The organism is Afifella sp. IM 167, assembly GCF_020144925.1.
GTDB lineage: Bacteria > Pseudomonadota > Alphaproteobacteria > Rhizobiales > Afifellaceae > Afifella.
Map to the genome: position 1 here is coordinate 94,903 of NZ_NSLC01000008.1, position 16,802 is coordinate 111,704.

The 16,802-nt window shown below is 65.5% G+C and carries 18 protein-coding genes and 3 tRNA genes; 3 read left to right on the top strand and 18 right to left on the bottom strand.

The annotated features are described in order from the left end of the window. Positions 1-72: 72 nt before the first annotated feature. The 11 genes from rpoB to CLD20_RS15310 all read right to left on the bottom strand — a co-directional run bounded on the left by rpoB (position 73) and on the right by CLD20_RS15310 (position 9,677). Positions 73-4,227 carry a DNA-directed RNA polymerase subunit beta gene (gene rpoB / locus CLD20_RS15260; protein ID WP_224407519.1) on the bottom strand — a complete coding sequence of 1,385 codons (4,155 nt, stop codon included), beginning with the start codon at positions 4,225-4,227 and terminating at the stop codon, positions 73-75. 190 nt (positions 4,228-4,417) lie between these two features. Then, the gene (rplL, locus tag CLD20_RS15265; RefSeq protein WP_224407520.1) at positions 4,418-4,798 is read right to left on the bottom strand and encodes a 50S ribosomal protein L7/L12; all 381 of its coding nucleotides are present in this window, start codon (positions 4,796-4,798) and stop codon (positions 4,418-4,420) included. Between the two features lie 51 nt (positions 4,799-4,849). Then, positions 4,850-5,368 carry a 50S ribosomal protein L10 gene (gene rplJ / locus CLD20_RS15270; RefSeq protein ID WP_224407521.1) on the bottom strand — a complete coding sequence of 173 codons (519 nt, stop codon included), beginning with the start codon at positions 5,366-5,368 and terminating at the stop codon, positions 4,850-4,852. A 335-nt stretch (positions 5,369-5,703) separates the two neighbouring features. Beyond that, entirely contained in the window at positions 5,704-6,402 is a 699-nt protein-coding gene (gene rplA, locus CLD20_RS15275; RefSeq protein ID WP_224407522.1) for a 50S ribosomal protein L1, read from the bottom strand. Positions 6,403-6,406: 4 nt separating this feature from the next. Then, positions 6,407-6,835, bottom strand: coding sequence for a 50S ribosomal protein L11 (rplK, locus tag CLD20_RS15280; RefSeq protein WP_224407523.1), 429 nt, complete (start codon positions 6,833-6,835; stop codon positions 6,407-6,409). 172 nt (positions 6,836-7,007) lie between these two features. Beyond that, entirely contained in the window at positions 7,008-7,538 is a 531-nt protein-coding gene (gene nusG, locus CLD20_RS15285) for a transcription termination/antitermination protein NusG (protein ID WP_224407524.1), read from the bottom strand. Positions 7,539-7,575: 37 nt separating this feature from the next. After that, complete coding sequence (gene secE, locus CLD20_RS15290; RefSeq protein ID WP_224407525.1) at positions 7,576-7,773, bottom strand: preprotein translocase subunit SecE; 198 nt, start codon at positions 7,771-7,773, stop codon at positions 7,576-7,578. Between the two features lie 127 nt (positions 7,774-7,900). Continuing rightward, positions 7,901-7,976 (bottom strand) — tRNA-Trp (locus CLD20_RS15295). A gap of 173 nt (positions 7,977-8,149) precedes the next feature. After that, a complete protein-coding gene (tuf, locus tag CLD20_RS15300) occupies positions 8,150-9,325 on the bottom strand; it encodes an elongation factor Tu (protein WP_224407513.1) in 1,176 nt (391 codons plus the stop codon). A gap of 176 nt (positions 9,326-9,501) precedes the next feature. Continuing rightward, positions 9,502-9,575, bottom strand: a tRNA-Gly gene (locus CLD20_RS15305). A 17-nt stretch (positions 9,576-9,592) separates the two neighbouring features. Further along, positions 9,593-9,677: transfer RNA gene (locus tag CLD20_RS15310), tRNA-Tyr, on the bottom strand. A 171-nt stretch (positions 9,678-9,848) separates the two neighbouring features. On the opposite strand from CLD20_RS15310, the gene rlmB reads away from it, so the two are divergent. After that, positions 9,849-10,688 (top strand): 23S rRNA (guanosine(2251)-2'-O)-methyltransferase RlmB, encoded by an 840-nt coding sequence (rlmB, locus tag CLD20_RS15315; RefSeq protein WP_224407526.1) that lies wholly within the window; start codon positions 9,849-9,851, stop codon positions 10,686-10,688. Positions 10,689-10,692: 4 nt separating this feature from the next. Here the strand turns inward: rlmB and CLD20_RS15320 are convergent, their stop codons facing one another. The 3 genes from CLD20_RS15320 to CLD20_RS15330 form a co-directional block, all read right to left on the bottom strand. Next, positions 10,693-11,112, bottom strand: coding sequence for a BA14K family protein (locus CLD20_RS15320; protein ID WP_224407527.1), 420 nt, complete (start codon positions 11,110-11,112; stop codon positions 10,693-10,695). A gap of 167 nt (positions 11,113-11,279) precedes the next feature. Beyond that, a complete protein-coding gene (locus CLD20_RS15325; protein ID WP_224407528.1) occupies positions 11,280-11,834 on the bottom strand; it encodes a hypothetical protein in 555 nt (184 codons plus the stop codon). Between the two features lie 146 nt (positions 11,835-11,980). Then, entirely contained in the window at positions 11,981-12,694 is a 714-nt protein-coding gene (locus CLD20_RS15330) for a rhomboid family intramembrane serine protease (RefSeq protein ID WP_224407529.1), read from the bottom strand. Between the two features lie 250 nt (positions 12,695-12,944). On the opposite strand from CLD20_RS15330, the gene CLD20_RS15335 reads away from it, so the two are divergent. Together CLD20_RS15335 and CLD20_RS15340 are read left to right on the top strand one after the other, a co-directional pair. Next, positions 12,945-13,634: a PilZ domain-containing protein gene (locus CLD20_RS15335; protein ID WP_224407530.1), complete on the top strand. Its 690-nt coding sequence runs from the start codon at positions 12,945-12,947 to the stop codon at positions 13,632-13,634. A gap of 225 nt (positions 13,635-13,859) precedes the next feature. Continuing rightward, positions 13,860-14,513, top strand: coding sequence for a transglutaminase-like cysteine peptidase (locus tag CLD20_RS15340; protein ID WP_224407531.1), 654 nt, complete (start codon positions 13,860-13,862; stop codon positions 14,511-14,513). A gap of 106 nt (positions 14,514-14,619) precedes the next feature. On the opposite strand, the gene CLD20_RS15345 is transcribed toward CLD20_RS15340, so the two are convergent. The 4 genes from CLD20_RS15345 to cysE all read right to left on the bottom strand — a co-directional run bounded on the left by CLD20_RS15345 (position 14,620) and on the right by cysE (position 16,799). Then, the gene (locus CLD20_RS15345; RefSeq protein ID WP_224407532.1) at positions 14,620-15,147 is read right to left on the bottom strand and encodes a gamma carbonic anhydrase family protein; all 528 of its coding nucleotides are present in this window, start codon (positions 15,145-15,147) and stop codon (positions 14,620-14,622) included. Further along, positions 15,144-15,461 carry a hypothetical protein gene (locus CLD20_RS15350; RefSeq protein ID WP_224407533.1) on the bottom strand — a complete coding sequence of 106 codons (318 nt, stop codon included), beginning with the start codon at positions 15,459-15,461 and terminating at the stop codon, positions 15,144-15,146. Before CLD20_RS15350 ends, CLD20_RS15345 begins: the two co-directional genes overlap by 4 nt. Positions 15,462-15,648: 187 nt before the next feature. Continuing rightward, positions 15,649-15,861, bottom strand: a complete 213-nt coding sequence (locus tag CLD20_RS15355) for a DUF3126 family protein (RefSeq protein WP_224407534.1) — start codon at positions 15,859-15,861, stop codon at positions 15,649-15,651. A gap of 101 nt (positions 15,862-15,962) precedes the next feature. Next, positions 15,963-16,799, bottom strand: a complete 837-nt coding sequence (gene cysE, locus CLD20_RS15360) for a serine O-acetyltransferase (RefSeq protein ID WP_224407535.1) — start codon at positions 16,797-16,799, stop codon at positions 15,963-15,965. Positions 16,800-16,802 lie beyond the last annotated feature (3 nt).

A 16,802-nucleotide genomic window follows, 5' to 3' on the forward strand; every position in this document is an offset into this window, starting at 1 on the left:
GGCGCCGGGGGGCGACGCCGCGCCGCGCGGAGCGCGGCAGGGTTAAGCCGGTCGTCGATGAGGGATGCCGCACTATTCTGCGGCATCCTTGTTGTAGCTCTGCGGCAGGGCGCGAGCCTTTTCGGAATCCTCCAGATCGACGCTGAGGCCGAGGGAGCGCATTTCCTTGACGAGCACGTTGAAGCTCTCCGGGATGCCCGCCTCGAAGGTGTCGTCGCCTCTGACGATCGCCTCGTAGACCTTGGTGCGGCCCGCGACGTCGTCCGATTTCACCGTCAGCATCTCCTGTAAGGTATAGGCCGCGCCGTAAGCTTCCAGTGCCCAGACCTCCATTTCGCCGAAACGCTGGCCGCCGAACTGGGCCTTGCCGCCCAGCGGCTGCTGGGTGACGAGCGAGTACGGGCCGATCGAACGAGCGTGGATCTTGTCGTCGACGAGATGGTGGAGCTTCAGCATGTAGATGTAGCCCACCGTGACGTTGCGGTCGAACGCTTCGCCGGTCTTGCCGTCGAAAAGCTGCGCCTGGCCGGACCGGTTGAGGCCCGCCTTCTCCAGCAATTCGTCGATATCGGCTTCCTTGGCGCCGTCGAAGACCGGGGTCGCGATCGGCACGCCCGTCCTCAGCTGCTCGCCGAGGCGCACGACCGAATCGTCGTCGAAGGACGAGATCTTCTCGTTCTTGTCGTTGTCGTCGTAGAGGCTCGAAAGCTCCTCGCGCAGCGGCTTGAGGTCGGCGTCCCTGCGGTAGAGGTCGACGAGCTCGCCCACCTTCTTGCCGAGATTGGCGCAGGCCCAGCCGAGATGCGTCTCCAGGATCTGCCCGACATTCATCCGGCTCGGCACGCCGAGCGGATTGAGGACGATGTCGGCATGCGTGCCGTCGGCCAGGAACGGCATGTCCTCGATCGGCACGATCTTGGACACGACGCCCTTGTTGCCGTGGCGGCCGGCCATCTTGTCGCCGGGCTGGATCTTGCGCTTCACCGCGACGAAGACCTTGACCATCTTCATGACGCCGGGAGGCAGCTCGTCGCCGCGCTGCAGCTTCTCCACCTTGTCGATGAAGCGGCTCTCGAGGCGCTTGCGGCTCTCGTCGTACTGCGCCTTCAGGCCCTCGATGTCCTGCATCTTCTTGTCGTCGGAGACGGCAAACAGCCACCACTGAGAGCGCGGATACTCCGCCATCGCCGCATCGGTGATCTCGGCGCCCTTCTTGAAGCCCTTCGGCCCGGCAGCACCCGCCTCGCCGCGCAGCATGTCGGCCAGACGGCCGTAGATGTTGCGGTCGAGGATCGACTGCTCGTCGTCGCGGTCCTTGGCCAGACGCTCGATCTCCTCGCGCTCGATCGCCATGGCGCGCTCGTCCTTCTCCACGCCGTGGCGGTTGAAGACGCGCACTTCCACGACCGTGCCGTAGGCGCCCGGGGGCATGCGGAGCGAGGTGTCGCGCACGTCGGAGGCCTTCTCGCCGAAGATGGCGCGCAGGAGCTTCTCCTCCGGCGTCATCGGGCTCTCGCCCTTCGGCGTGATCTTGCCGACGAGAATGTCGCTCGGCTGCACTTCCGCGCCGATATAGACGATGCCCGCCTCGTCGAGGTTGCGAAGCGCTTCTTCCGAGACGTTCGGAATGTCGCGCGTGATCTCTTCCGGCCCGAGCTTGGTGTCGCGCGCCATGACCTCGAACTCCTCGATATGGATCGAGGTGAAGACGTCGTCGCGCACGATGCGCTCGGAAAGGAGGATGGAATCCTCGAAGTTGTAGCCGTTCCACGGCATGAACGCGACGAGCACGTTGCGGCCGAGCGCCAGGTCGCCGACATCCGTCGACGGACCGTCGGCAATCACCTCGCCCTTGCCCACCTGCTCGCCGACGCGCACCAGCGGACGCTGCGTGATGCAGGTGTTCTGGTTGGAGCGCTGGAACTTCTGCAGCCGGTAGATATCGACGCCGGACTTGGAGGAATCGATCTCGTCCGTCGCACGGATGACGATACGCGTGGCATCCACCTGATCGACGACGCCGGTGCGCCGCGCGGTGATCGCAGCGCCCGAATCGCGCGCCACGATCGGCTCCATGCCGGTGCCGACAAGCGGCGCCTCGGCGCGCACCAGCGGCACGGCCTGACGCTGCATGTTGGAGCCCATCAGGGCCCGGTTTGCGTCATCGTTTTCCAGGAACGGGATCAGCGCCGCGGCGACCGAAACGAGCTGCTTCGGCGACACGTCCATGAGGTCGACCTTCTCGCGCGAGACCATCGACACGTCGCCGCCATGGCGGCAGGTGACGAGCTCGTTGGCGAAGCGCCCCTGCTCGTCGAGCTGGGCGTTAGCCTGCGCGACTGTGTACTTCGCCTCTTCCATGGCCGAGAGGTAGACCACCTCGTCGGTCACGTGCCCGTCGACGATCCGCCGGTACGGGCTCTCGATGAAGCCGTACTTGTTGACGCGCGCGAAGGTTGCGAGCGAGTTGATCAGGCCGATATTCGGGCCTTCCGGCGTCTCGATCGGGCAGATGCGGCCGTAATGCGTCGGATGCACGTCGCGGACCTCGAAGCCCGCCCGCTCGCGGGTGAGACCGCCCGGGCCGAGCGCCGACAGGCGCCGCTTGTGGGTGATCTCCGACAGCGGGTTGGTCTGGTCCATGAACTGCGATAGCTGCGAGGAACCGAAGAACTCGCGCACCGCGGCGGCAGCCGGCTTGGCGTTGATCAGGTCCTGCGGCATCACCGTGTCGATTTCCACCGACGACATGCGCTCCTTGATGGCGCGCTCCATGCGCAGCAGACCGATGCGGTACTGGTTCTCCATCAGCTCGCCGACCGAGCGCACGCGCCGGTTGCCGAGATTGTCGATGTCGTCGATCTCGCCGCGGCCGTCCCTGAGGTCGAGCAGCGTGCGGATGACGGCGAGGATGTCCTCGCGGCGCAGGATGCGCACCGTGTCTTCGGCCTGGAGGTCAAGACGCATGTTCATCTTCACGCGGCCGACGGCCGAAAGGTCGTAGCGCTCCGAATCGAAGAACAGCGACTGGAACATCGCCTCGGCAGTCTCGATCGTCGGCGGCTCGCCCGGACGCATGACGCGGTAGATGTCGAAGAGCGCATCCTCGCGGCCCTCGTTCTTGTCGGCCGCCAGCGTGTTGCGCATGTAGGCGCCGACATTGACGTGGTCGATCTCCAGGATCGGCAGCTCGTCGCGACCGAGCTCGGCCGCCTGCTGCAGCATCTTCTCGGAGATCTCCTCGCCGGCCTCCGCGTAGATCTCGCCGGTGTCGAAGTTGACGATGTCCTCGGCGAGATAGCGGCCGATGAGCTGCTCGTGCGAGACGGCGAGCGCCTTCACGCCCTTCTCGGCGAGCTGCTTGGCCAGGCGCGCGGTGATCTTCTTGCCGGCCTCGACCACGACTTCGCCGCTGTCGGCGTCGACGTAATCCTCGCCGGCCTTGGTGCCGCGCAGCTTCTCGGCGTCGAACGGCATGACCCAGCCATCGCCCTTCCGCGTCGCGGTGATCCGCTCGTAGAAGGTCGACAGGATCTCCTCGCCGTCCATGCCGAGCGCCATCAGGAGCGAGGTGACCGGGATCTTGCGGCGACGGTCGATGCGCGCATGCACGATGTCCTTGGCGTCGAACTCGATGTCGAGCCAGGAGCCGCGATACGGAATGATGCGGGCGGCGAAGAGCAGCTTGCCGGAAGAATGCGTCTTGCCCTTGTCATGGTCGAAGAAGACGCCCGGCGAGCGGTGCATCTGCGAGACGATGACGCGTTCGGTGCCGTTGATGATGAAGGTGCCGTTATCCGTCATGAGCGGCATGTCGCCCATGTAGACGTCCTGCTCCTTGATGTCCTTGACGGACTTGGCGCCGGTATCCTCGTCGATGTCGAAGACGATGAGGCGTAGCGTCACCTTCAGCGGCGCGGCATAGGTCATGTCGCGCTGGCGGCATTCCTCCGTGTCGTACTTCGGCGGCTCGAACTCGTAGCGGACGAACTCCAGCATGGCCGATCCGGAGAAATCCGTGATCGGAAAGACCGACTTGAAGACGGCCTGCAAGCCTTCGTCGCCGCGACCGCCCTTGGGCTCTTCCACCATCAGAAACTGATCGTAGGAGGATTTCTGAACCTCGATCAGGTTCGGCATCTCGGCGGCTTCGGTGATGTGGCCGAAGAACTTGCGGATGCGGCGGCGGCCTGAAAAGCTGGCGGTCGATACGGCAGTAGTGGCCATGGATATCCTCGTCCTCGCTCGCAACGGATGAGACGGAGCCGGGGAGCTCGCTCATCCTTTATGTCCCGAATGGCTGTCTGGAACGTCGTCCTCGTGAGACGACCTTCGAGAAAGCCGCAAGGGCGGCCCCGAAAAACGGGACCGCCCGGTTCAATCAGCGCAAGAATGTTTCCCCGCGCAAATCGGATCCTTACTTCAGCTCGACGGAGGCGCCTGCTTCCTCGAGCTTCTTCTTGATCTCTTCGGCCTCGGCCTTGGCGACGCCTTCCTTCACCGGCTTCGGCGCGCCCTCGACGAGATCCTTCGCCTCCTTCAGTCCGAGGCCGGTCACGGCGCGGACTTCCTTGATGACGTTGATCTTCTTGTCGCCGGCGGCGGTCAGCACGACGTCGAAGGAATCTTTCTCCTCCTCGGCCGCGGCCTCGCCGGCGCCGCCACCAGCGGCGGCCGCCATGGCCACCGGAGCGGCGGCGGAAACGCCCCACTTCTCTTCCAGCATCTTGGAAAGCTCGGCAGCCTCCAGGACGGTGAGGTTGGACAACTCGTCCACAATCTTCGCAAGATCAGCCATTTTGTCTCTTCCTAGTCGGTTCGAACCTGATTGATGTCTTCAAGGTCGGTCTCAGGCCGCCTCGTCCTTTTTCGCATAAGCTCCGAAGACCCGGGCCAGCTGGCTTGCGGGCGCCTGCACGACGCCGGCAATGCGCGTGGCCGGCGTGTTGATCATGCCGACCAGCTTGGCACGCAGTTCATCCAGCGACGGAAGCTTGGCGAGTGCCTCCACTCCGTCCTTGTCCAGGTTGGTTGCGCCCATGGCGCCGCCGAGAATGACGAACTTGTCCTTCGCCTTGGCGAAGTCGGCGGCGACCTTGGGGGCTGCGACGGGATCATCCGAATAGGCGATGACCGTCGGGCCCTGGAACAGATCGCTGATATGCTCGGCGTCCGTATCCTTCAGAGCAAGCTTGACGAGGCGGTTCTTGACCACCTTGAGGCTGCCTCCCGCATCCTTCATGCGGACCCGCAGGTCCGTCATGTCGGCGACGGTCAGGCCGGAATAGTGGGCGACCACGACAACGCCGGCGTCCGAAAACACCCCGTTGAGCGCGGCGACCATTTCGCTCTTTTCGGCTCTATCCACTGCCTCTTCCTCATCTGCCTCCCGGCCGGATGGCGTGGGAGACGGCTTCGCTTCTGTCGCCCCTTGCGGCCGAAGCCGCTTCGGGACGACGGTGAACGCCTGTCCCCCAGGCCCTCCCACAGGGAAGGCTCGGGCCCCGGAAAGCCGGGGGCTGAGGTTCGAACCGGACCTGCCCGGCATGCCGGGCGAATTCGGTTCCTCACCGTCTCATGCAGGCCCTTTGCGCAAGGCGCGGGCTTAAGAGGACCAGATCCTCGCCTGCAATCTCGGACAGGTCGGCCGCCGTTGCATGGCGGCCTTTCCGGCCGGATCGCTCCGGCCGAAATTCCTTTGCTTCAGCTCGCCGAAAGCGAGCCGAGATCGACTTTCACGCCGGTTCCCTGGGTGGAGGCGACCGTCACGCGCTTCAGGTACGAGCCCTTAGCGCCGGTCGGCTTGGCCCGGTTCACCGCATCGGTGAAGGCGCGCAGGTTCTCGATCAGTGCTTCCTCGCTGAAGGAGGCCTTGCCGATGCCGGCATGGATGATGCCGGCCTTCTCCACACGGAACTCCACGGAGCCACCCTTGGCATCCTTCACCGCCTTGGAGACGTCCATCGTCACCGTGCCGACCTTCGGGTTCGGCATCATGCCGCGCGGGCCGAGAATCTTGCCCAGGCGTCCGACGAGCGGCATCATGTCGGGTGTGGCGATCACCCGATCGAAGTTTATTTGGCCATTCTGGACCTGTTCGACAAGGTCCTCCGCGCCAACCACGTCGGCGCCGGCCTTCTGGGCCTCGTCCGCCTTCTCGCCGCGGGCGAAGACGGCCACGCGCACCGTGCGGCCCGTGCCGTTCGGCAGCGAGACGACGCCGCGGACCATCTGGTCGGCGTGGCGCGGATCGACGCCGAGATTCATCGCCACCTCGACGGTCTCGTCGAACTTGGCCTTGGCCCGCTCCTTGACGAGGCGGATCGCCTCGTCGGCGGGATAGAGCTTCATCCGCTCGACGCCCTCGCGGATTTCCTTCAAGCGCTTTCCGACTTTGGCCATGACGTTACCCCACCACCTCAAGGCCCATGGAGCGGGCGGAGCCCTCCACCATGCGCATCGCGGCCTCGACGCTCGCAGCGTTGAGGTCCTTCATCTTCTGCTCGGCGATCTCCTTCACCTGGGAGCGCGTGACCTGTCCGGCCGAATCGCGACCCGGGGCCTTGGAGCCCTTCTGCAGCTTGGCGGCCTTCTTCAGGAAGAAGGACACCGGCGGCGTCTTCATCGCGAAGGTGAAGGACTTGTCGGCGAAGATGGTGATCACCACCGGCACCGGGGCGCCCTTTTCCATCTCCTGCGAAGCGGCGTTGAAGTCCTTGCAGAACTGCATGATGTTGAGACCGCGCTGACCCAGCGCCGGCCCGATCGGCGGGGACGGATTGGCCGCGCCCGCCGGCACCTGAAGCTTCAGGTAGCCCGTAATTTTCTTTGCCATCTCTCACTCCGTTTCTGCCGCCCTGCGGCTCACCCGCAGGCGGCTCGGCGCGTTCCGTGGTGCGGCTTTGCGAACGATGTGGCGCATCGTTCCGGCCTTCCACGCGTTTAGGCGGAAGGGCGCGCGGCCTTTCCGCCTGTTCGGGAAGCCGTCGGCTTCCTCCACTTCCGGGTCAGAGCTTCTCGACCTGCCCGTATTCCAGTTCGACGGGCGTGGCCCGTCCGAAAATCGACACCGCAACCTTGAGCCGGGCGCGGCCTTCGTCGACCTCTTCCACATTGCCCTCGAAGGAGGCGAAGGGGCCGTCGGCGACGCGGATGCGCTCGCCGATCTCGAAATTGACCGACGGCTTCGGCCGATCGACGCCTTCCTGGACCTGCGCCATGATGCGCTCGGCCTCCGAATCGGGAATCGGCACCGGGCGGTTGTCGGCACCGAGGAAGCCGGTGACCTTGGGTGTGTTCTTGATCAGATGGAATGCCTCGTCGGTCATGTCCATCTTCACCAAAACGTAACCCGGAAAGAACTTGCGCTCCGCGTCCACCTTGCGGCCGCGACGCACTTCCACCACCTTCTCCTTCGGAACGAGGATTTCCTCGATCAGGTGATCGAGGCCGGCGGCAGCCGCCTTTTCACGGATCGCCTCCGCCACCTTGTTCTCGAAGTTCGAGTAGGCGTGGACGATATACCAGCGTTTCGCCATCAATCTCTGCCTTGCGGGGGCCGCCGCCTTGACGCGCTCAACCGGCTGCGCCGAGCAGGAAGCTGACACCCCAGCTCATGATCTGATCGGCGACGAAGAAAAAGATCGCCGCCAGGAACACCATCACGAAGACCATGACGGTCGTTATGAGGGTTTCGCGGCGGGTCGGCCAGGTAACCTTGCCGACCTCGGTGCGTACCTGTTGTAAGAATTGAAAAGGGTTGGTTTTCGCCATGCCGCCGAATTGGAAGACGCGCGATCTCCGGACCGCGCGCCTTCGGACCTTCTAGTTAGTCAGTTTCCACCACCGACGCAAGCCCTCTCGGCCTTTTCGTCGTTGCCGCCGGCACAAGCCGGTAAATTGGCAGGGGCGGAGGGATTCGAACCCCCGACCACCGGTTTTGGAGACCGGTGCTCTACCAGCTGAGCTACACCCCTATGTAGTCGACCGCGCTTTAGCGGCGCCCCGGCCCCACTGCAAGCTCAATGTGGCCGCGCCCTGGCCGGTCGGCTCTGTCGTCCGGCCTCGCAAGGCCGCCGCGCCGCCTTTCGGTCGCCGCGTCAGAAAAACGGCCGGCGCCCCCTCAAGGAGCGCCGGCCGCATGAACGTCTTACTCGATGATGGAAGAGACGATACCGGCGCCGACGGTCCTGCCGCCTTCACGGATGGCGAAGCGCAGCTTCTCCTCCATGGCGATCGGCACGATCAGCTCCACCGTCATTTCCACGTTGTCGCCCGGCATCACCATTTCCGTGCCTTCCGGCAGATGCACGACACCCGTGACATCCGTCGTGCGGAAATAGAACTGCGGGCGGTAGTTGGTGAAGAACGGCGTGTGACGGCCACCCTCCTCCTTCGTCAGAATGTAGGCCTCGGCCTTGAACTTCGTGTGCGGCGTCACCGAGCCCGGCTTGCACAGGATCTGCCCGCGCTCCACGCCCTCGCGGTCGATGCCGCGCAGAAGCGCGCCGATATTGTCGCCCGCCTGGCCCGAATCCAGCAGCTTGCGGAACATCTCCACACCCGTCACCACCGTCTTGCGGGTGTCGCGGATGCCGACAATCTCCACTTCCTCGCCGACCTTCACCTGGCCGCGCTCCACGCGTCCCGTCACCACCGTGCCGCGCCCGGAAATCGAGAACACGTCCTCGATCGGCATCAGGAACGGCTGGTCGATCGGGCGCTCCGGCGTCGGGATGTAATCGTCCACGGCCGCCATCAGCGCCCGCACCGAATCCTCGCCCATCGTCTTGTCGCCGTCTTCCAGCGCCACAAGGGCCGAGCCCTTCACCACCGGAATGTCGTCGCCCGGGAACTCGTAGGAGGAAAGCAGCTCGCGAACCTCAAGCTCGACGAGCTCCAGAAGCTCCTCGTCGTCCACCTGGTCGACCTTGTTCATGTAGACGACCAGCGCCGGAACGCCGACCTGACGGGCGAGAAGAATATGCTCGCGCGTCTGCGGCATCGGACCGTCCGCGGCCGAAACCACCAGGATCGCGCCGTCCATCTGCGCCGCGCCCGTGATCATGTTCTTCACGTAGTCGGCATGCCCCGGGCAGTCGACATGGGCGTAGTGACGGTTCTCCGTCTCGTACTCCACATGCGCCGTCGAGATCGTGATGCCGCGCGCCTTCTCCTCAGGCGCCGCGTCGATCTGGTCGTAGGCACGATACTCGCCGAAGAACTTCGTGATCGCCGCCGTCAGCGTCGTCTTGCCGTGGTCGACGTGACCGATCGTCCCGATGTTCACATGCGGCTTCGTGCGCGAAAACTTCTCTTTTGCCATTTCGCTCTTCCAAGGATGAGTTCGACGGAATTTCGGCGGGGGTACTACGCTGCAAAGCCGCCCTGTGCAAGGCCCGCCGCGTCACATCCCTTCCGGCAGGCAGGCAGATAGCGATGCCCGCGAGCCGGGACAAGCGCCCAGCCGGGTTTTGTCGTGATGGGGCGGGACGAAGGTGCTGGAGCGGGTAGCGGGAATCGAACCCGCATATTCAGCTTGGAAGGCTGCTGCTCTACCATTGAGCTATACCCGCGCCGCACGCCGGGCCGCTGGTGGAGGGGGTTGGATTCGAACCAACGTAGGCATAGCCAACGGGTTTACAGCCCGTCCCCTTTAGCCACTCGGGCACCCCTCCAGGATGCGGCCGGCGAAGCGGATGGCAGGCAGGCCGCGCAAGCGGCCGGTGCCTCCAGTGGCGGGCTATATGCAGACGGTGCCCCGCAGTGTCAACGCCCCGCCACGCGCAACACGGGCCGGAGCGGGGGAAGATTGCAACGCCCGGCCACCAGTGCCAAAGAGCCCGATCATGTCAGAGCATCCACCCAGGAAGGGCCGGCGCCGCCCCGGCCCGCAGCAGCGCCCCGGCCAGCACCGCGGACGCCCCTCCCCCCGCCGTTCCGGCCCACCGGCCGGCGGGGCCGAGGGACAGTCCGTCATCTACGGTTTCCACAGCGTCGCGGAGGCGCTGAAGAATCCGGCCCGCCGCGCCCACAGGCTGCTGGCGACGGCCAACGCGCTCCACCGACTCGCCGAGATGGTGCCGGGCCACGACTGGCCCGAACCCGTCCTCGTCAAGGAGATCGACAGGATGCTCGGCGCCGACGCCGTGCATCAGGGTGTCGCGCTCCTGTGCGAGCCCCTGCCCGAGCCGGAGCTCGAGGACGTTGCCGGCGCCGCGCTCATCGTCGCGCTTGACCAGGTCACCGATCCCCACAATGTCGGCGCCGTGCTGCGCTCTGCCGCAGCCTTCGGCGCGAGCGCCCTTCTCGTCACCGCGCGCCATTCGCCGCCGGAAACGGGGGTTCTGGCCAAATCCGCCTCGGGCGCGCTGGAGCATGTGGCGCTGGTGCGTGTGCGCAACCTGTCGAAAGCACTGGAGGAACTGCGCGAGGCGGATCACCATCTCGTCGGCCTCGACGGCGAGGCCTCGGAGAGCCTCGGCGAGAACGCCCTGCCGGAACGCCTCGTCCTCGTCCTCGGCGCGGAGGGCAAGGGCCTCAGGGAGAAGACGAAAGAGACCTGCGACCGGCTGGTGCGCCTTCCGACGCGCCCGCCGATCGCAAGCCTCAATGTCTCCAATGCTGCGGCAATCGCGCTCTACGAGGCGAGCCGCAGCAGATCTTCAGGCAGCTCTGCGAGAGGCTGAGCGCCTAGCGGCAGAGCTGGCGCGGCCCGTGATAGGGCTGGAAGGTGCCCGAGCCGGGATCGAAGCTGCGATACCTGGAGGCGCAATAGGCATACCAGTCCGGCGTCCAGGGGGCCGGACGGCCGGCATAGACAGGCGCCGGGGCGTAGACGACGGGCGGCGGCGGGGGAGCCGCGTAGACGACCGGCTCTTCGTAGTAATAGCCCGTGCGCGGGTTATAGTAGTAAGGCGAGCCGTTGTAATAGTGCACCCGCGGCCGGCTGGCGGCGGCAAGTGCCCCGAGGCCGATGGCGCCCGCGGCGATACCGACGGCGAAGGCGGCGTGACGGCCATCCCTCGCCTGGACCGGGGTCGAAAGCGTCGTCGCCGAGGCGGCAATGCCGACCGCCAGGGCAAGGCCGGTAAGAAGGGTTCGCTTCAACATTTCTTCCTCCAAACATATCGCCGCGACTCAAGGGCCGCACGCGAGCCGGTCTCTTTCCACCCCACGCCCCATGCTACAGGCTCACCTTGCGTCATGCCATCGCGAAACTGCGCGTTACTGCGCAAATCGCTAACGCAAAGGTCATGCAGCACCGATGGCGCCTCTGCTCAGCAGGAACAGAAGCGCTTCCGGCCGGGCTTGTAGAAATAGTAGCCGGTACGGGGATTGAAGGTCTTGAAGCGCGAGCAGCGCTGATACCAGGCCTGCGTCCAGGGACGACAGACGCCGGCATAGACTGGGGCCGAACGATAGTAGCGCGGCTGCGCAAAGGTATTGCCGAGTGCGAAGCCGAGCCCGAGGCCGAGAGCGCCGGCCGTGAAGCCGCCGTCATAGCGATGCTGGCGGTAGTAGCGGCGACGATCGTAGCGATCGCTGCGGTAGTAGCGAGGGCTCCGGTAGTAGCGCCGATCGCGGTAATTGTAGCTGCGATAGCGGGGGCCCGAACCGTCGAATCGTGTGCCCGGTCCGTAGGTGCGGGCGCCGGGGGGAGGATAGGGTACAGCCCCTGAGGAGCCCGGCAGGTATTCGCCGACCTCGATGATCGGGGCGGTGGACATGGCCTCCGTATTGCCGGGAAGGCGCGGCATTTCGGCGAAAGCCGGGAACGAGCTCGCCGCGAAGGCGAAGCTGAGGACAACCGAGAGGGCTGCTCTTCGGGCCATGGAATCTCTCCTGTTAAGCCGGTTTCAGAAACCGAACCCCCCTCTGGCGCGGCTTCTCCTGCAACGTAACCCCCGGGAGACCCAATCGTTCCTTAACGCAGATTAACCCTGGCGGCCGGCACACGTCGAAACGCTCACGCCGGGCCTCAGATCCGCCGTGCGGGCGCGACCGGATCGAATAGCGGAAAGAGCACGAGGCCGGCGACGAAACCGCCGATATGCGCCTGCCAGGCGATCTGTCCCTCCGCGCCCGGGACGAGGCCACTCTGGAGCCCGAACAGAAGATTGATGGCGAACCAGATCCCGATGAAGAAGGCGGAATACGGATTGAGAAGGCTCGCCTTCAACCCCGGATCGGGCACGAAGAAGCCTTCCTCCCTGCCGCGTCCGCCCGCGAGCGGACCGCCGGGCACGAAGGCGAAGCGCGCCACGGCGGCCGTCAGGCCCGAGACGGATGCCGAAGCGCCGATCACCAGCGTCTGGTCGGCCGGCATCGCAAGATACTGCGCGGCGGCACCGGCGACCGCTGTCACCGCGAAGAAACCGAGGAAGCGTGCCGAACCGAAGCGGCGCGCCACGGCGCTGCCGAACGCCACCATCCACATGACGTTGACGCCGACATGCATCCAGTCGGCGTGCAGGAAGGCGTAGGTGAGCGGCGTCCAGATCATGGCGCCCTCGCCCCCTGGCAGCGAGGCGGCTACTTCGCCGTAGCGCGCCGGGATGAAGCCGAACGTCATCAGCAACCCGACGTCGCTCGCATAGGGAAGGAAGCCTCGCACAAGCTGAATGGCGAAGAGTGCCCCCGACAACCAGACGATTGTCGCAGGCAGATTGAACATGCGCTCGCGCTGATCCATCGGTTTCCTGGTCTGGACGGGTCATCCGGCTGTCCCGAGCCGGCCTGTCCATCGTGAGTGAAGGCGGGTCCGCCGACATAGGCGCCGGAGGGCTTGCCATCAAGCGCTCCTCGTTCGGCGCTAGTATCGGGCTGGCTGGCGAGGTCCGTTTTCTTTCCGGCCTCTCGCCGGCTCACGTCTGGCCGAATGCTTACACACGGTTAACTCGCCGCGTGCTAGCGTTCGTCCAGCGAAGGACACATTTGAACTCATGTCAGCCGCGATGCCAGCCGAACGGCCCGAAATTGACGACGCCTCCAACCGGCGCGAGCACGAACGCGTCGAGGTCAGTCTCCTCGGGCGCTGCATGCTTGCCGACACGCGCGAACATCCCTGCGAGCTGCGCAACATTTCCGCCGGTGGCGCCGCCATCATAAGCCCGGTCAAGGGCGAGGTGGGCGAGCGGATCATCATCTATGCCGACGAGATCGGCCGGATCGAGGGCGTCATCACACGCCATACCGCCGACGGCTTTGCCATCACCATCACCGCCTCGGCGCGCAAGCGCGAGAAACTCGCCAACACGCTGACTTGGCTCAACCGCCGCAACCTGCAGCACCTGAACGAGGGGCGCCGCGCCCCGCGTCATGTCCCGCTCAAGAGCGATGCGCGTGTCGTCCTGCCGGACGGCAGCGAGGCCGATTGCAAGATCATCGACATGTCGAAGACGGGCGCCGCGCTCGCCATGACGACGCGCCCGCCGATCGGCTCGCGCATCACGCTGGGCAAGCTGGGCGGACGCGTGGTCCGCCATTTCAATGACGGCATCGCCATCGAGTTCATGCGCATTATGTCCCAGGAAGAAATCGAGCGTATCCTGGAGCAGGACTACTTCCCCGAATTGTCTGAAGGCGACAAGGCGCGCGGAAGCGATCAGGGCCGCGGCGACCCTCTGGCCTGAGCGCCGACCCCCGGGCGAGCGCCCTCCTCCTCGCCGATCTCTCAATATCCCGAATTCTCAAATCCCGCGGAATGTTAAGTCTTCGCGAAGAGCCTTTGGCGCGCGCCGTCCTATTCCGCCTTTGCGTAAACAAGCTCTTGCAGGGCACCGGAAAACCCGAACGGTCCACTTAGCGCTGCTCTAATTTGCACCTGCTAGTCTTCCCGCAATTGGGGAGACGAATACATGCAGTGGGACAAGATAGGGGCGGCTGCGATCGGCATCTGTATGATCGCGCTCGCGCCGGCAGCGGCACAGGGATCGCAAAGGGCGGTGACCGTCAGCCTGGGCCATGGCTCGGAACGGTCCGAGCCGATGATGCGCACCGGGAGCTGGGCTTCCCAGCCGGTGGGGCATCGCGACTTCTGCCGCAACTTTCCGGCCGAATGCCAGGCACGGGGAAGCCTGCAGCCCGCGCGTCTGACGCAGGGGCTGTGGGACCAGCTGACCTCGGTCAACGATGAGGTCAACCGGCAAGTCCAGCCGGTCACCGACAAGGAATATTATGGCACCGAGGAGGTCTGGACCCTTCCGGACAGCTATGGCGACTGCGAGGACTACGTCCTGTTGAAGCGCAAGCGCCTGGTCGATCTCGGCTGGTCGACCGCCGATACGCTCGTCGCCGTCGTCTTCGACGAGGTCGGCGCCGGCCATGCGGTGCTCGTCGTGCGCACCGACAGGGGCGACTTCGTTCTCGACAACAAGGTGGATGCGATCCGCCTCTGGAGCGACACGGGATACCGCTACGTCAAGCGGCAGGACGTCTCCAATCCGATGCGCTGGGTGGCCATCGACGATACGCGCTGGCAGATGAACGGCCCGACGGCCGGGATTCGCTGACGCCACGGGACGGCCCGGTCGCGTCCCCACTCTCCCCGTCCCAGACCGGGCCTAGGGGCCGGCTTCCTTACCGAGGCCGGCCCTTCACTTGTCGCCGACCCGCCCTTCAGATCTCGCCGAAGAGCTCGCGAAAGCGCGCCGCGTTCGCCACATAATTGGCCGCCGAGCCGAGAAGCTTTTCCTTGGCCTCCGGCTCCAGCGTCCGCACGACCTTGCCGGGCGAGCCCATCACCAGCGAAAAATCGGGAATCTCCTTGCCCTCGGTGACGAGGGCCCCTGCCCCGATCAGGCAGAAGCGGCCGATCTTCGCGCGGTTGAGGATGATCGCGCCCATGCCGACGAGCGAGCCGTCGCCGATCGTGCAGCCGTGCAGGATCGCCCGGTGGCCGATCGTGCAATCCTCCCCCACCGTGCAGGGGCAACCCGGATCGGTATGCGCGACGGACAGATCCTGGAAGTTGGAGCGCGCGCCGAGCGTGATCGGCTCGTTGTCGCCGCGCAGCACGGCACCGAACCAGACCCCGGCATCTTCGCCGAGACGCACGTCTCCGATGACGCTCGCATTCGGCGCGATGAAGTAGCGCCCCGCCTCAGGCAGCGAAGGACGGCGCTCGCCAAGACGATAAAGGCTCATTGCGGGATGAAGAGGATGACGCTGAGGAAGAGCGTTCCGGCGCAGGCGCTCCACAGGCCGCAGACGGTGACCCCGAAGATCACCGGCACGAGCTGGGCATTGCGCGCCGCGAAGGCCTCGCGGACCCGCCGCGCCACGATGAAGGGCCCGGCCGCGACGCACAGGAGCACGGATACCGAAAGCGCCCGCCAGGTGAAGTCGCTGATGCGGAAATCGGCCGGCTCGGACGTCACCCACTGGTAGAAGCTTGCTACCGCCCCGGCAGCCGCGAACCCCGTCACCGCGCAGAACGCAAGAACCTCCAACTCAGACACGACGCCACCCGTTTACGCTTCCTTAACCCTTACGCGACGTTAAACGCGCGAAGGTCCGGACACAAGACGGGCGGCGGGCACCATGCACCCTCCGCTGCAAGCGTCGTTAATTCCAAAAATGGTTATGGGGATGCCGGCCCGGCCGGCTGCGGCAGGACGGCCGCCCCTCGGGGCGGCGCGTCGCTGCTCAGGCGGTCAGGTCGAAATCGAGGATCGCCATGGAGAAATTGTAGGAGAGGTCTTCGTCCTCATCATCGCGGAAGATGATGCCGACGAACTCCTCGCCGACGAAGACCTCGGCCGAGTCGTCCTTGCGCGGACGCGCCTTGACGGTGATCGTCTCGGTGCCGAACAGGCGGCGCAAATAGGCCTGCAGCTTCTTAAGTTCGTCGATGCTCACGTGTCTTCCCTAGGCTGATTGGAGCCCCTCCTCGCATAACGAGGCGCCGATCTCAACCGCGGCTGAGCCGGCCTTTCGGAGCCTTTGGAGCGCGCGCGGGCTCAGAGCTCGCCGTTCTCGGCGGCGTCGCGCAACAGCTGGTCCATCGTCCGCGAAGGTTCGCCGCGCCCCGCTTCGCCGACCACCCGTGCCGGCACGCCGGCGACGGTCGTCATCGGGGGAACGGGCTTCAGCACGACCGAGCCCGCCGCCACGCGCGAGCATTGCCCGATCTCGATATTGCCGAGCACCTTGGCGCCGGCGCCGATCAGCACGCCATGGCGGATCTTCGGATGCCGGTCGCCGCAATCCTTGCCGGTACCACCCAGCGTCACGTTCTGGAGGATCGAGACGTCGTCCTCGATGACGGCCGTCATGCCGACGACGATGCCGGTCGCATGGTCGATGAAGATCCCCCGCCCCATCGGCACGGCGGGATGGATGTCGACCTGGAAGACCTCCGACACGCGGCTCTGCAGGTAGAGCCCGAAATCCTTGTGGCCGCGCTCCCACATCCAGTGCCCGAGCCGCTGCGCCTGGATGGCATGAAAGCCCTTGAAGTAGAGCACCGGCTCGATGAAGCGCTCGCAGGCCGGATCGCGGTCGTAGACGGCGACGAGGTCGATCCGCAGCGTCTCGCAAAGATCCGGCCGGTCGGCGTACATCTCCGCGAAGGCGCGCACCAGCTGGCCGCCCGGCAGGCTGGAATGGCGCAGCCTCTCCGAGACGCGATAGGCGACGGCCTCCTCGAGGCTCTTGTGGTTGAGGATGGAGGAATAGATGAAACCGGCCAGCGCCGGCTCGCGCTCGACCACGTCCTCGGCTTCGCGGCGAAGCTGGGTCCAGACCGGATCGAGGGCTTCCGGACCCGGCGCTGCAAGGCTCTGCTCGCCAACCATGGC